The 15,218-nt window shown below is 57.0% G+C and carries 10 protein-coding genes; 5 read left to right on the top strand and 5 right to left on the bottom strand.

The genetic code is table 11. The features are described 5' to 3' along the window. The first annotated feature begins 153 nt into the window (after positions 1-153). From metA to aceK, 4 genes are all read left to right on the top strand, one after another. A complete protein-coding gene (gene metA / locus EPG66_RS13155) occupies positions 154-1,083 on the top strand; it encodes a homoserine O-acetyltransferase MetA (RefSeq protein ID WP_031593864.1) in 930 nt (309 codons plus the stop codon). A 263-nt stretch (positions 1,084-1,346) separates the two neighbouring features. After that, a complete protein-coding gene (aceB, locus tag EPG66_RS13160; protein WP_182687180.1) occupies positions 1,347-2,945 on the top strand; it encodes a malate synthase A in 1,599 nt (532 codons plus the stop codon). A 17-nt stretch (positions 2,946-2,962) separates the two neighbouring features. Further along, positions 2,963-4,264, top strand: coding sequence for an isocitrate lyase (gene aceA, locus EPG66_RS13165; RefSeq protein ID WP_182687181.1), 1,302 nt, complete (start codon positions 2,963-2,965; stop codon positions 4,262-4,264). A 62-nt stretch (positions 4,265-4,326) separates the two neighbouring features. Then, a complete protein-coding gene (aceK, locus tag EPG66_RS13170) occupies positions 4,327-6,075 on the top strand; it encodes a bifunctional isocitrate dehydrogenase kinase/phosphatase (protein ID WP_182687183.1) in 1,749 nt (582 codons plus the stop codon). Here aceK and iclR read toward each other — a convergent pair. After that, positions 6,050-6,877 carry a glyoxylate bypass operon transcriptional repressor IclR gene (gene iclR, locus EPG66_RS13175; RefSeq protein WP_010252683.1) on the bottom strand — a complete coding sequence of 276 codons (828 nt, stop codon included), beginning with the start codon at positions 6,875-6,877 and terminating at the stop codon, positions 6,050-6,052. The two genes, aceK and iclR, sit on opposite strands and share 26 nt — an antisense overlap. A 194-nt stretch (positions 6,878-7,071) precedes the next feature. On the opposite strand from iclR, the gene metH reads away from it, so the two are divergent. After that, the gene (metH, locus tag EPG66_RS13180; RefSeq protein ID WP_182687348.1) at positions 7,072-10,755 is read left to right on the top strand and encodes a methionine synthase; all 3,684 of its coding nucleotides are present in this window, start codon (positions 7,072-7,074) and stop codon (positions 10,753-10,755) included. Positions 10,756-11,041: 286 nt separating this feature from the next. On the opposite strand, the gene EPG66_RS13185 is transcribed toward metH, so the two are convergent. The 4 genes from EPG66_RS13185 to yjbE all read right to left on the bottom strand — a co-directional run bounded on the left by EPG66_RS13185 (position 11,042) and on the right by yjbE (position 14,965). After that, on the bottom strand, positions 11,042-13,132 hold the full coding sequence (locus tag EPG66_RS13185) for a YjbH domain-containing protein (RefSeq protein WP_182687186.1): 2,091 nt from the start codon (positions 13,130-13,132) through the stop codon (positions 11,042-11,044). Further along, positions 13,132-13,875, bottom strand: coding sequence for a capsule biosynthesis GfcC family protein (locus EPG66_RS13190; protein WP_182687195.1), 744 nt, complete (start codon positions 13,873-13,875; stop codon positions 13,132-13,134). Before EPG66_RS13190 ends, EPG66_RS13185 begins: the two co-directional genes overlap by 1 nt. Further along, positions 13,872-14,519, bottom strand: coding sequence for a YjbF family lipoprotein (locus tag EPG66_RS13195; RefSeq protein ID WP_182687197.1), 648 nt, complete (start codon positions 14,517-14,519; stop codon positions 13,872-13,874). The genes EPG66_RS13190 and EPG66_RS13195 overlap by 4 nt, the downstream gene beginning before the upstream one ends. 197 nt (positions 14,520-14,716) lie before the next feature. Then, positions 14,717-14,965 (bottom strand): exopolysaccharide production protein YjbE, encoded by a 249-nt coding sequence (yjbE, locus tag EPG66_RS13200; RefSeq protein ID WP_010252668.1) that lies wholly within the window; start codon positions 14,963-14,965, stop codon positions 14,717-14,719. Positions 14,966-15,218: the final 253 nt, after the last annotated feature.

The following is a 15,218-nucleotide window of genomic DNA, read 5'->3' on the forward strand; positions in this document are numbered from 1 at the left end:
GAAAGTGCGGGGCTTTTTTACGTCTGCGCTTTGCCACGTTAAGCTGAAACATTTTCATTTTCTGCATCAAACCTCGACATCTTACAACGAACAGGCTAATGTTGGGCATCTGGATGTCTAAACGTTTATATGGTTGTAAGAGGTGAGCAGGTTATGCCAATCAGGGTTCCCGACGAATTACCGGCAGTAAATTTTTTGCGTGACGAAAATGTCTTTGTGATGACATCGTCGCGCGCCAGTGTTCAGGAGATCCGCCCGCTTAAAGTGCTCATACTGAATCTGATGCCGAAAAAGATCGAAACGGAGAATCAGTTTCTGCGTCTGCTTTCCAACTCGCCATTACAGATCGATATTCAGCTGCTGCGCATCGACAGCCGTGAGTCACGCAATACACCCACTGAGCACCTCAACAACTTCTACTGCAATTTTGAAGATATCCAGCATGATAACTACGATGGCTTAATCGTGACAGGTGCGCCACTCGGGCTGGTTGATTTTAATGATGTCGCTTACTGGCCACAGATTCAGCGCGTTCTGCACTGGGCAAATGAGCATGTCACCTCCACCCTGTTTGTCTGTTGGGCGGTGCAGGCTGCGCTTAACATTCTGTATGGTATTCCCAAGCAAACCCGGCATAACAAACTGTCTGGCGTCTATGAGCATCAGATACTGCATCCCCATGCGTTACTGACCCGCGGTTTTGATGATAATTTCCTCGCACCGCACTCACGCTATGCTGATTTCCCCACTCATTTGATTACGGATTACACCGATCTTGAGCTGTTTGCTGAATCGGAACAAACCGGTGCCTATCTGATGGCGAGTAAAGACAAACGTCTGGTGTTCGTTACCGGCCATCCGGAATATGATGCCCTGACGTTGTCTGGTGAGTATCATCGCGATTATGAAGCGGGAGTGAATCCGGAAGTCCCTTATAACTATTTCCCGCAGGATAATCCGGCCTTGCCACCCCGCGCCACCTGGCGCAGTCACGGCAATCTGCTGTTCTCGAACTGGCTCAACTACTACGTTTACCAGATCACGCCGTTCGATCTGCGTCACATGAACCCAACGCTGGAATAGTCCCGTCTGAAGATCAACTGAACCGTGTTAGCCGATGGCAACACGGTTTTTTTTCGCCTGCAAAACGTCAAATGAAAGCAATTCCTTTAACTGATTAAATTTTTATTTCATATAAAACATCTAGATAGATGAATATTTTATTGAAAATGGAAATAGTTTTTGATTTAAAAAAATAAATGCTTATGCTCTGATCCTGTAGCTTACAAAATAAACACCGTGTGGATCCGCTGCTTTCGATCCTTTAAATACAGGAGAACGCCAGCATGACAGACTCAGTGATCAGCCATACCCTGATTTTCAGCCAGCCCTTTAGCCATGCCGAACAGCAGCTGTTAACGCCCGAGGCTGTTTCTTTTTTAGAGACTCTGGTCGCACGCTTTGCACCGCAACGCGAAGTGCTGTTATCGGCTCGCCAGCAGCGTCAGCAGCAATATGACCAGGGCTATCTGCCAGACTTCGATATGGAAACGGCTTCCATAAGAGCCAGTGAATGGCGTATTCAATCTATTCCGGCAGATTTAGAAGATCGTCGGGTCGAGATCACCGGCCCACCCGATCGGAAAATGGTAATTAACGCCCTGAACTCAAACGTTAAAGTCTTTATGGCCGACTTTGAAGATTCGCTGTCTCCGGAGTGGTCAAAGTTGATTGAAGGGCAGCTGACACTGCGCGAAGCAGTACAGGGCACCCTGAGTTATACCAGCGACAAAGGCAAAATTTATCAGCTCGGCGCTACCCCTGCCGTGCTGATGTGCCGGGTGCGCGGTCTGCATCTGTCAGAAAAACATGTCAGCTGGCAGGGGAAGGCAATTCCGGCCGGGCTGTTTGATTTCGCGCTCTATTTCTTCCACAACGTCCGGCCATTACTGGCCAAAGGCAGCGGTCCTTATTTCTATCTGCCGAAAACCGAGAGCTGGCAGGAGATCACCTGGTGGCGTGAGATCTTCAGTTTCAGCGAGGATCAGTTCGATCTGCCGCGTGGCACGATCAAAGCCACTGTCCTGATCGAAACCTTACCCGCCGTGTTTCAGATGGATGAGATCCTGTGGAATCTGCGCGATCACATTGTTGGCCTCAACTGTGGCCGCTGGGATTACATCTTCAGCTATATCAAAACCCTGAAACAGCATGCGGATCGCGTGCTGCCGGATCGCCAGTCCGTCACCATGTCTCAGCCATTCCTGGACGCTTATTCGCGACTGCTGATTAAAACCTGTCATCGCCGGGGCGCTTTTGCGATGGGCGGGATGTCAGCGCTCATCCCCGCTAAAGATCCTACGCGCAATGCCTGGGTACTGCAGCGCGTGACGGAAGATAAGCAGCGGGAGGCAGGTAACGGGCATGATGGCACCTGGATTGCTCATCCTGGTCTGGCAGAGACCGCGATGGCGGTCTTCAACACCGCGCTGGGCGACCGGCCAAACCAGCTGCAGGTCATGCGGGAAGAGGATGCGCCGATCACGGCGGAGCAACTGCTGGCGCCCTGTCAGGGCGAGCGCACCGAAGCCGGTATGCGCGCCAACATCCGTGTTGCGCTGCAATATCTGGAAGCGTGGATCAGCGGTAACGGCTGTGTCCCGATTGACGGACTGATGGAGGATGCCGCCACCGCTGAGATCGCACGCACCTCAATCTGGCAATGGATTCGTCATCAGCAAATGCTGAACAACGGTCAGCAGGTCACAGCTGAACTGTTTCTGCGCTGGCTGAACGAAGAGCTGCATCTGCTGCAAAACGCGCTGGGCGAAGCCCACTTCAGCGCCGGTCGCTATGACGACGCGGCGCAGCTGATGGCTCAGATCACCACCGAGCGCGAGCTGGTTTCCTTTCTTACCCTGCCAGGCTATCGCCTGATCCCCTGAACAGAGGAGCTATTGCCATGACACGTACTCAACAGATCGATCAACTGGAACAACTCTGGCAGACCGCACGCTGGCAGGGCATTAGCCGCCCTTACAGCGCAGCAGAAGTCGTCAATCTGCGCGGCTCGGTCCTGCCCGCCTGTACGCTGGCAGAGCGCGGTGCGGAGAAATTATGGGCGTTGCTGAATGGCGAGGCGAAGAAAGGGTATATCAATAGCCTGGGTGCGCTGAGCGGCGGGCAGGCACTGCAGCAGGCCAAAGCGGGCATCGAAGCGATCTACCTTTCTGGCTGGCAGGTGGCTGCGGATGCCAACGTGGCGGGGCAGATGTATCCCGATCAGTCGCTCTACCCGGTGAACTCGGTGCCGGAGGTGGTGACGCGCATTAATCAGACTTTTCAGCGCGCCGATCAGATTCAGTGGTCCAGCGGCATTGAAGCGGGGGACAGCCGGCATACCGATTTCTTCCTGCCAATTGTGGCCGATGCTGAAGCTGGTTTTGGCGGCGTGCTGAATGCGTATGAGCTGATGAAGGCGATGATTCAGGCGGGCGCGGCGGCGGTCCACTTCGAAGATCAGCTGGCGGCGGTAAAAAAATGCGGTCACATGGGCGGCAAAGTTCTGGTACCGACTCAGGAAGCCATTCAGAAACTGGTGGCGGCACGGCTGGCTGCCGATGTGATGGGCGTGCCAACCGTGCTGCTGGCGCGTACCGATGCCGACGCCGCTGACCTGATTACCTCAGACTGCGATGAATACGATCGGCCCTTTATCCAGGGCGACCGGACGGCAGAAGGCTTCTTTCGCACCCACGCCGGTATTGAACAGGCGATCAGTCGCGGGCTGGCCTATGCACCTTATGCAGACATACTGTGGTGTGAAACCTCAACGCCGGATCTGGCGATGGCGCAGCGCTTTGCCGACGCCATTCATGCGCGTTTCCCCGGCAAGCTGCTGGCCTACAACTGTTCACCGTCGTTCAACTGGAAGAAGAACCTCGACGATCGCACCATCGCGAAGTTTCAGCAGGCGCTCAGCGATATGGGCTATCGCTTCCAGTTCATCACGCTGGCGGGTATCCACTGCATGTGGTTCAACATGTTCGATCTGGCCCACGCCTACGCCCAGGGCGAAGGGATGCGTCACTATGTTGAAAAGGTTCAGCAGCCTGAGTTCGCTGCCCGCGATCGCGGTTACAGTTTCTCATCGCATCAGCAGGAGGTGGGCACCGGCTATTTTGATCAGGTGACCAATATCATTCAGGGCGGTAAGTCGTCGGTCACCGCGCTCACCGGGTCGACCGAAGAACATCAGTTCTGACCCTTTTTCTCTGACTGATTCCCCGTCCGCAAACCGCGGGCGGGCGTTTACCGGAGCTGATTATGCCGCCACGCGAATCATTGATCGCCCACACTATCCTGCAGGGTTTTGATGCGCAGTATGGCCGCTTTCTCGACATCACTGCTGGCGCGCAGCAGCGGTTTGAGCAGGCGGAATGGCAGGCGGTGCAGCATGCCATGAAGGCCCGCATCCATCTCTATGATCATCACGTCAGCCTGGTTGCCGATCAATTGCGGGTGCTGAACGGTGCGGCCAGCTGGGATGAGATGTTCTGGCTGCGGGTTAAGGACCACTATCAAAGCCTGCTGCCCGGCTATCCACGGCATGAAATTGCCGAAAGCTTCTTTAATTCCGTCTACTGCCGGTTACATGGACATGCCGATCTGCAGCCGGACCGGCTGTTTATCTTCAGCTCTCAATCCCTGACCGCGCCGGTCACACCTTTGCGCCCGTTATCGCGCCGTTATCAGCCGGAGCGGGGCTGGCTGGCACTGGTGGATCAGGTGCTGAGCGATTTACCGCTGACGTTGCCGTGGCAGCACCGCGCTCGCGATGTCGGCTGGATTGTCCGCCACCTGCAGTCGCATTTTCCCCGGCTGGACCAGGGCTGGCTCGAGGTTAACAGTGAACTCTTCTATCGTAACAAAACCGCCTGGCTGGTGGCGCGCCTGCATCTGCCGGGGGGCATTTTGCCCTGCCTGCTGCCGATCCAGCGCAGTGAAACGGGCGAACTGTGGATCGACACCTGTCTGACCGATGTGAATGACGCCAGCATTGTGTTTGGTTTTGCCCGCGCCTATTTCATGGTTTATGCGCCGGTGCCTGCGGCGCTGGTTGCCTGGCTGCAACCGATTCTGCCTGGCAAAACCCTGGCGGAGCGCTATATGGCGATTGGCTGCCAGAAGCACGGTAAAACCGAGAGCTATCGCGAATATCTTCAGGCGCTGGCAGAAAATGAGACGGCCTTTGAGATCGCACCCGGCGTGCGCGGCATGGTGATGCTGGTCTTCACGCTGCCGGGCTTTGACTGGGTGTTCAAGGTCATCAGGGATCGCTTCGCGCCGCAAAAAGAGGTGACGGAAGCACAGGTTCGCGCCTGTTATCAGCAGGTCAAAGAGCACGATCGCGTGGGTCGTATGGCGGATACGCAGGAATTCGAGCAGTTTGCGCTGCCGCTGTCGCGCATCTCACCGGCGCTGCTGGCAGAGCTCCATGCCTGCGTGGCTGAGAAGCTACATATCGAAGGCGATCGCCTGATTATTCGTCACCTGTGGCTGGAGCGCCGTATGCAGCCGCTCAATCTCTACCTGGCCCAGGCGAATGCCGCAGAGCGACGTCACGCGATTGAGGAGTATGGAAATGCTATCCGACAGCTGGCTGCGGCCAATATCTTTCCCGGAGACATGCTGTTTAAAAACTTCGGCATCACCCGCCATGGCCGGGTGATTTTTTACGATTACGATGAGATCCGCCCGATGCAGGAGCTGCACTTCCGGGAGGTGCCCGCGGCGCGCTATGAGGAGGATGAACTCAGCGCCGAGCCCTGGTACAGCGTCGGGCCGGACGATGTCTTCCCGGAAACCTTCCGCTATGCGTTATGCAGTGAAGCCGCTACCGGCGCATTGCTGCTGCAACTGCATCCGGAGATATTCGACGCCCGCTGGTGGCGCGCGCAGCAGCAGCGGATCGCCCAGGGTCATGTGGAAGAGGTGATCGCCTGGCGGCAGACGCAGCGTTTCAGCGTCTGCTACGGCGCAGATAAAGTTAACGACCGCTGTACGCCAGCGTAACCTGGCGCGCTTCGCGGATGACCAGTGCACCTAATTCAGTAATCCGATCGTCTGTCATGCGGGCGATGGGGCCGGAGATGGAGAGCGCGGCAAACGCCTCGCCATGTTCGTCATAGATTGGCGCGGCGACACAGCGTAGTCCAAGCGCATGCTCTTCATCATCAAACGAGAAGCCCGCTTTGCGCACCAGCGCCAGATTCTCTTTCAGACTCTGCGGTGACATCAGGGTTTTCGGCGTGTAGTAATGCAATCCTTTCTGATGCAGCAGGGCGGTGACCTGCTCATCGCCCAGATGGGCCAGAAACGCTTTGCCTGCGCCAGACGCATGCATCGGCAGCTTGCCGCCAATCGGCGCAGACATTCGCATCAGCTGGGTACACTGCACCTGATCAATGATCACCGCCTGGTGATCGCTGAGATCCAGCACCGCCAGATTCACCGTTTCACCGGACTGCTCCATCAGGCTACGCAGCACCGGGTGTACCAGCGCCAGCAGGTTACGGCTCTGCAGGAAACTGCTGCCGACCACGAAGGCGTGTGCGCCGATCGTCCACAGCCCGAGATCGCCCACCTGCCGGACAAAACCCTGCTGCTGCATGGTGCTGAGCAGGCGATGCGTGGTGGAGTTAGGCAAACCCGCCTGCTGCGCCAGCTCGGTCAGCGCTACGCTGCCATGTGAGTCAGCAATCAGCTCCAGCAGCGTCAGGCCACGGGTCAGCGATTGCACCTGACCGCCCGCGGGTGCGGCGACAGGGGTGCCACGGGGTTTCTTGCCGCGCTTAACAGGAACCGGCGTTGCCATCATTGTTTCTCCTTTTACATTGTGGAAATCATTTTCGTTTTAATCACGCGCATTGCAAACGCTGGTTTTCTGGTCAGACCTGTATAGCCGTGACCTGAAAATGTCTCATTCGAGGTTACTTTGTCGCCTGACCAGCTTGTGCCAGAATGAAAAACGGGCTTTTCCGCCAGCAGACTGACGTGAATGGGGCAACAGTGAGCAATAAAATCGACGCGTTAAAACAGCAGCTCGCACAACGCATTATGGTGCTGGATGGTGGTATGGGCACCATGATCCAAAGCTATAAGCTGGAAGAAGAGGATTATCGCGGCAGCCGTTTTGCTGACTGGCCTTGCGATCTCAAAGGCAACAACGATCTGCTGGTGCTGAGTAAACCAGCGGTGATCCGCGAGATCCACGACGCATATCTGGCGGCGGGTGCGGATATCCTCGAAACCAACACCTTTAACGCCACGTCGATTGCGATGGCGGATTACCAGATGGAAAGTTTATCGGCGGAGATCAATTTTGAAGCGGCCCGCCTGGCGCGAGCCTGCGCCGATGCGTGGACGGCGAAAACGCCGGATCGTCCGCGCTATGTTGCGGGTGTGCTCGGCCCGACCAACCGTACCTGCTCGATCTCACCCGACGTCAACGATCCTGCCTACCGTAACGTTACTTTTAATCAGCTGGTAGAGGCGTACCGCGAATCGACCCGCGCGCTGGTGGAGGGCGGTTCCGACATCATCATGATTGAAACGGTGTTCGATACGCTGAATGCCAAAGCAGCCGTCTATGCGGTGCAGACCGAGATGGAAGCGCTGGGCGTTGCGCTGCCGCTGATGATCTCCGGCACTATCACCGACGCCTCCGGCCGAACGCTCTCCGGCCAGACCACCGAAGCTTTTTACAACTCGCTGCGTCACGCCGAACCGCTCTCTTTTGGCCTGAACTGCGCGCTGGGACCCGACGAGCTTCGTCAGTATGTGGCGGAACTGTCACGCATCGCTGAAGGCTATGTGACCGCCCATCCCAACGCCGGCCTGCCCAATGCCTTTGGCGAATATGATCTGGATGCGGAAGTGATGGCGCAGCAGATTGGTGAATGGGCCACCGCCGGATTCCTGAACATTATCGGCGGCTGCTGTGGCACCACACCGCAACATATCGCTGCCATGGTGGCGGCGGTTGAAGGCGTCGCACCGCGTCAGTTGCCGACGATCCCGGTGGCCTGTCGTCTCTCCGGTCTGGAGCCGCTTAACATCACCGCAGAGTCACTGTTTGTTAACGTCGGTGAGCGCACCAACGTCACCGGCTCGGCAAAATTTAAACGGCTGATCAAAGAAGAGAAGTATAACGAAGCGCTGGAAGTGGCGCTGCAGCAGGTGCAGAGCGGCGCGCAGATCATCGACATCAACATGGATGAAGGCATGCTCGACGCCGAGGCGGCGATGGTGCGCTTTCTGAATCTGATTGCTGGCGAACCGGATATCGCCCGCGTGCCGATCATGATCGACTCCTCAAAATGGGAGGTGATTGAGAAAGGGTTGCAGTGCATTCAGGGCAAAGGGATCGTGAACTCAATTTCGATGAAAGAGGGTGAAGCGGCCTTTATTCATCATGCCCGTCAGGTCCGGCGTTACGGCGCGGCGATGGTGGTCATGGCGTTTGACGAAGCGGGGCAGGCGGATACCCGCGCCCGAAAAATTGAGATCTGCCGCCGTGCTTACCGGATCCTCACCGAACAGGTCGGTTTCCCGCCGGAAGATATTATCTTCGACCCCAACATCTTTGCGGTCGCCACCGGCATCGATGAACATAACAACTACGCCATGGATTTCATTGGTGCCTGCGAAGATATCAAGCGCGAGCTGCCCCATGCGATGATCTCCGGCGGCGTCTCCAACGTATCGTTTTCATTCCGTGGCAACGATCCGGTGCGTGAAGCGATACATGCCGTCTTTCTCTATTACGCCATCCGTAAAGGCATGGATATGGGCATCGTCAACGCAGGCCAGCTGGCCATCTATGACGATTTGCCGGCAGAACTGCGCGAGGCGGTAGAGGATGTGATTCTTAACCGGCGGGATGATGGCACCGAGCGGCTGCTGGCGCTGGCGGAGAAATACCGTGGCGGCAAAAGCGATGGCGCGCAGGAAAAACAGCTCGCGGAATGGCGCAGCTGGGATGTGGTGAAACGGCTGGAGTATTCGCTGGTCAAGGGGATCACCGAGTTTATCGAGCAGGATACCGAAGAGGCGCGCCAGCAGGTGCCACGTCCGATAGAGGTAATTGAAGGCCCGCTGATGTCCGGCATGAACGTGGTCGGTGACCTGTTCGGTGAGGGCAAAATGTTCCTGCCGCAGGTGGTGAAATCGGCGCGCGTGATGAAGCAGGCGGTGGCGTATCTGGAGCCCTTTATCGAAGCCAGTAAAGAGGCGGGGCGCAGCAACGGTAAAATCGTGCTGGCCACGGTCAAAGGCGACGTACACGACATCGGGAAAAATATTGTCGGCGTGGTGCTGCAGTGTAATAACTACGAAATCATTGACCTTGGCGTGATGGTGCCGGGCGAAAAAATTCTTAAAACGGCGCGCGAAGTGAATGCGGACATCATCGGCTTATCAGGCCTGATTACGCCGTCGCTGGATGAGATGGTCAACATGGCGAAAGAGATGGAGCGTCAGGGCTTTACCTTACCGCTGCTGATTGGCGGCGCGACCACCTCGAAGGCGCATACCGCTGTCAAAATTGAGCAGCATTACAGCGGCCCGACGGTCTACGTGCAGAACGCCTCACGCACCGTTGGCGTGGTGTCGTCGCTGCTTTCCGCTACCTTAAAAGAGGATTTCGTCGCCCGAACCCGCAAAGAGTACGAGACCGTGCGCATTCAGCATGCCCGCAAAAAGCCGCGCACGCCGCCGGTCTCGCTGCAGGCGGCGCGCGATAATGCCACCTCAATTGACTGGGAGAGTTACACGCCACCCGTGCCGCATCGTCCCGGGATCAGCCAGGTGGAGGCCAGCATTGAAACGCTGCGCAACTACATCGACTGGACGCCGTTCTTTATGACCTGGTCGCTGGCGGGCAAATATCCCCGTATCATGGAGGATGAGGTGGTGGGTGAAGAGGCGCAGCGTCTGTTTGCCGATGCCAATGCGATGCTCGACAGATTAAGCCAGCAGTCGCTGCTGAAGCCACGTGGTGTGGTCGGTGTTTTTCCGGCTAACCGGGTCGGCGATGATATTCATCTCTACAGTGATGAGCGGCGTGATGATATTTTGTGTGTGAGTCATCACTTACGCCAGCAGACCGAAAAAACCGACTTCGCCAACTACTGTCTGGCGGATTTTGTGGCCCCGAAATCGAGCGGTAAAGCGGACTATCTCGGGGCCTTTGCGGTGACCGGTGGGCTGGAAGAGGATGCGCTGGCGGAGGCGTACGATCGTCAGCATGACGACTACAACAAGATCATGGTGAAAGCGCTGGCTGACCGTCTGGCGGAAGCCTTTGCCGAATACCTGCACGAGCGGGTACGTAAGGTGATCTGGGGCTTCGCGCCTAACGAAAATCTCAGTAATGAAGAGCTGATTCGGGAAAATTATCAGGGGATACGTCCGGCGCCAGGCTATCCGGCCTGCCCGGAGCACACCGAGAAAGCCGCCATCTGGCGTCTGCTGGCGGTGGAACAACAGACCGGCATGAAGCTCACCGAATCCTTTGCCATGTGGCCGGGCGCGTCAGTCTCTGGCTGGTACTTCAGCCATCCTGACAGCCGCTATTTCGCCGTGGCGCAGATCCAGCGTGACCAGGTGGAAGATTATGCGGCACGCAAAGGGATGTCGGTCACAGAAGTTGAGCGCTGGCTGGCGCCGAATCTCGGCTACGACGCGGACTAAGTAAAAAAGCGGCCTGAGGGCCGCTTCAGACTGCTGACAAATCCAGCTCCGGTTAAATCTGGCAGCAATGAAGAAACTCAACGCGCAGGGAACCCGGTCAGAGGAGGAAAGCGTCCCGCGCCAGGGACGGCGCGGGACGAGCGGCCAGGGATGGCATTAGCGCCTTTCCGATCTGACCGGGTTCCCTGAGCAGGCGCGATCTCATTGCTATGCTTTGCTTCAGGCGTATGCTCCCTGAGCCTGCTTTCTGTTAACCGCATGAAACGGCCCTGAGGCCGCCATCTGCTTAGTTAAAGCGAGCGTCGCGATCGGACGTCAGATCATACAGCTGGTACTTGCGACCCAGCATCTGACCGCCATCACGCGTCAGCGGCACCCAGTTCACCTGCGCGCGACCGCGCGTTGGCGTCACGGTGAACAGATCCATTGGGATAGAGATATAGAAGCCTTTGGTGAAGTCGCCTTCGCCATACTCTTCAGACGAGACGTTGGTTTTGGTGGCATAGACACCCACCATCACGCCGCTGTCGAAGCGCTTCGACACATCGACCGTCACGCCTTTATCTTTCGCCAGATACTGACCGACGCTGGTTTTCACCAATACATCCTGCATGAACCATGGACGCCAGTAACCCGTCAGGTTGCCGGTTGAGGCTTTATAGCGATTGAACTGCATCATGTTGTCCCAGTCACGCTGACGGACATAGTTGGCATCGACGCCCACCGCCCAGTTCGCATCGACCGGACGATAGAGCAGCTCGCCGCCCACGCCGCCGTACATCGTCTCCAGGTACCCGCCGTAAACCTGACCATAGAAGCCGTTACCGAGGTGGCCCATATAGTTTGCCTGCAGATCGTTGACGTAGACGTTGTTCTCAACGTAGTCGCGGATATGGGTACGCACGCGCGGCAGCGAAGAGTCCGCCGGTGCGCCGTTGTAGTTGAACTTGTCGTAGTTGTTGGCGAGGTTACCAAACAGACTACCGCCCACCAGCAGGTGATCCGTCAGCCAGTAATCAGCGTTAGCCATTACGCCGACCTGATACATATAGAAGCTTTCCGGGCCGCCCACCGACTGATTCAGCACCGGTGAGAGGCTGTAGTTCAGGCGATCCTGACGGATAAACATACCCTGCTCGGTGCTACCCGGATCGACCGGTTCTTTGCGTGTCTGTTGCAGTGGCTGCTCATGGCCCAGCGGATAGCCTTCCAGATTGTTACGCAGGCTGGCGACCTGCGTCTCAGTCGTCACCTGTGGCATGTTAAAGCGCGACTCGGTGACATTGATGGTGTCGATGCCGTCAGGCAGGTGGTTCATGATGATGCGGTTCGCACGATCCACCCCTTCACGGGTATCGCGATACTTTGTCTGCTCGCCTGACACATAGATCGTGTGACCCTGAGTCTGAATACGCGGACCATCGAGACCGGCATTGTATTTCAGATCGGTCAGCTGAGTGCCCACCACCGTCGGCTCCAGCAACTTAGGTTGCGGATGCGGATTGTAGGAAGGCTTCTCACTGTCGATGTGCGCCTGACGCAGATCGTTGAAGTTGGTGCGAATGGTGACACCAAACATAAAGGTATTACCGCGTTCGTAGCTGGCGTTGATGTCAGCCCAGTCGGTCACGCGATAAATCGCGCCGACGTTGAGCTTGCTGCGCTGCTCAAGGCGACCAGCAAAGTCATTCTGGTAGTCGTTGCCCTCATACTCCATTTTAAGGCGCAGCGGCTGCCAGGGCGTCTGATACTCCACGCCGCCAAACAGCGCCGTCGGGCCGTGGAACATCTGCGAGCCGTTGATTGAACCCGCTTCGCCCACCTGCGGACGCTGGCAATAGCTGTCGCTGTATGAGCAGAAGGGGTTCTTCACCGTGCCGCTGTTGCCGAGATAGCCCCAGCCAAGCCCCAGGGTAAAGTCGAACGGTCCCCATGCTTTGGTCGCCACCAGATATTCGCTGTCGAACAGACCGGTACCGCCCAGATCGCGGGTGCCCACCGCCACTTCCGGCAGCCAGAAGCCCTCCTGCCACAGACGGAGTTTCAGGTCGAAGGCTTTATCTTTATAGCTCTGCGTGCCGCTGAATTCTGAGACCGCACTGTACTGACGGGTGCGTACGTCGGTATACCGCACCGTGGTCTCCAGCCAGGGAAAGAGCTGCAGTGACGCGGAGTAGTATCGGTACTGATCGTTGTCGCGCGCGTTGAGGCTGAACTCGCCCTCTTTGGCCATGCGCGCCGTCGGCACCTGCATCAGACCCACGCCGCCGAAATCGGATTGTGAAGGACCCACCGGCTCGGGCCAGGTGTCAGCCTGCGCCTGACAGGCTGCCGCCACAGAAACAGCCAACAGGCTGAAGAGATAACGTTTTTTCATCAGTCTGGTATCCGGTGAGTCAGTACGGAAAGGATGCGTTCATTAAGGTCTTCATAGCTGCCTGGCAGGCTCCATGACGAAAAGCCGAGCCAGATAATGCTGCCTGGCTCCACTTCCGCGTGGCGATGATTCCAGTAGGCAACCGGCACCTGCTGTGTGGTGCCTGAAGGTGCAATCACCGTGACAAAATTGCGTTCTGCCCCGGAGAGTGCGTCATGACCATCCAGATAGTCGCGTACTGATTTACCCGGCTGCCAGCTCACTTTGCCTGCGCCGCTCAGCGCGCCGAGCAGCAGCACAGAATCGGAGGGGGCCTGCAGATAGAGGTCATAGCTGCCTTCCAGCCGACGGTTGTCAGCCGGATGCAGACGGATCCAGTCCGGGTCGAGCGACGTGAACTGGCGACCTGCCACTTTGATGGCGTTCAGCTGGCGGATCACCTCATCAATGGCCGTCGCCCGATCGCCGCTGCTGTCGGCACGCCAGGCACGTAACGCGCCCAGCGTCTGTTGATAGTGCTGCTGTGCTACTGCACTGGCGCCGCGCTCGGCAATAAAGGTCGCGCGCCAGTCAGTGTTGACCTGCAGTGGAGGCAGAGTCACCAGCTGGGACAGATCCGCGACCTGGCTCAGCTCAGCCTGACCGCCGTTGTGCGGTGCATGAACGATAACCTGCGCGGTTGCCTGCGCTTCTGCGGCGCTGAACAGGCTCAGCCCGGCCAGCAAAAAAGTGATTTTTTTCATGATTTCGCCGGCTTCAGAATAGTGATATCTACAGGGAAGGCGTCTGCCGCCAGCATCTGATGGGCCTGCACCACATCGCCGCTGCTGTTATCGATCCAGAAGGTGTTTTCCCACTCGCGGTTATTGCTGTCGATGCTCACCTGCTCATGCCAGACGCGGCACGGAATGCGGTTGCCCGCCACGGTCAGGACTTCGTCGGTGCCGCGCTGGAAGGTTGAACGCACAGTCGCGCCGCGAACCTTGCCCTGTTCGGTCCACTGCACGATGCGGGTCCAGCCTGCGCCGTTGCTGATATGCAGGCTGTCAGCGAGCGGATCCTGTTGCAGATTGCTGACGCTCAGCAGGTTATCCGGCAAGCCCAGGGTTTTAACCAGGCGGCCATGCTGTGTCGCCAGCATCGCCTGATCCTGTGTCACCCATTTCTGCTGACCTTTCTCGTTGTAGCCGAGCACCACAAAAATGCGCGGACCTTCATTCAGGCGAGCATAGAGACTGGCATAGGGAAGATTGTTGACCTGTTGATCGGTAACGGTCACGTCGTCCGGACCGTTAACCGCAAGCAGCAGCGTCTGTTCAAGACCTTTTTGCGTTTGTGTACAGGCCTGCAGCAGCAGGCAAGCGAGCAGCAGAGGAAGTTGGCGCACTGTGTGTCCCTGATAAGTCATGCCAAAGTAAAAAATAACCACACAGGCGTGTGGTTATGTTTAAAGGTGCTCTGCCCGTCCCGTTCCGGCTGCAGAAATACAGTTTACGTGGCTCAGCGTCATCACTCACCGAAGTCAGTGGTTCAGCCTCTGCCCGTTTGCTGCAGATCAGCAATCAGACGGGGGTCGGGCATCCATCAACGAGTGGTGCTCGTCGTGGTCGTGGTTGTTGTACCGGTATTTGCACCGTCACCACCGCCAGAAGCGGCAATGCCGAGCCCGACCAGCGCGCCAAGTGCACCGATACCCACAGCGGTCGACGTGCCAGCAGAGATTGCTCCCGCCTGCGCGCCAGCTGCGGTACCAGCTTCTTCCGGCGCAGCAAATGCGCTGGAAGAGACGGCAACGAAGATCAAGGCTGCACCGGCAACCATAGTTTTTTTCATAACAGCGTTTCCTGCATTGAGTGAATGAAGGATCTCTGTCCGCTGAGGTTGCAACACAGTCAGACTGCGGCAAAATCGACGGACAGTCCCATTGCGGGCGCGTTCAGTATAGGGCAACAAAATACCAGAGTTCAGCACCGGAAAAACCAGGGTGAATAGCGGGGTGGACGCGTGATTTAATTAGCTGGATTGGGGATAACTACTTTTTATATCGGAATATTTCGGGCTGATGCCAGATATTTCGCTGCTGGCG

This window comes from Pantoea pleuroti (genome assembly GCF_014156615.1).
Taxonomy (GTDB): Bacteria; Pseudomonadota; Gammaproteobacteria; order Enterobacterales; family Enterobacteriaceae; genus Pantoea; species Pantoea agglomerans.

Bases quoted from the DNA above. Each gene is read 5' to 3' on its own strand.
- EPG66_RS13185 (WP_182687186.1), bottom strand. From the start codon at position 13,132: ATGAAAAAACGTTATCTCTTCAGCCTGTTGGCTGTTTCTGTGGCGGCA.
- metA (WP_031593864.1), top strand. From the start codon at position 154: ATGCCAATCAGGGTTCCCGACGAATTACCGGCAGTAAATTTTTTGCGT.
- yjbE (WP_010252668.1), bottom strand. From the start codon at position 14,965: ATGAAAAAAACTATGGTTGCCGGTGCAGCCTTGATCTTCGTTGCCGTC.
- aceK (WP_182687183.1), top strand. From the start codon at position 4,327: ATGCCGCCACGCGAATCATTGATCGCCCACACTATCCTGCAGGGTTTT.
- iclR (WP_010252683.1), bottom strand. From the start codon at position 6,877: ATGGCAACGCCGGTTCCTGTTAAGCGCGGCAAGAAACCCCGTGGCACC.
- EPG66_RS13190 (WP_182687195.1), bottom strand. From the start codon at position 13,875: ATGAAAAAAATCACTTTTTTGCTGGCCGGGCTGAGCCTGTTCAGCGCC.
- aceA (WP_182687181.1), top strand. From the start codon at position 2,963: ATGACACGTACTCAACAGATCGATCAACTGGAACAACTCTGGCAGACC.
- aceB (WP_182687180.1), top strand. From the start codon at position 1,347: ATGACAGACTCAGTGATCAGCCATACCCTGATTTTCAGCCAGCCCTTT.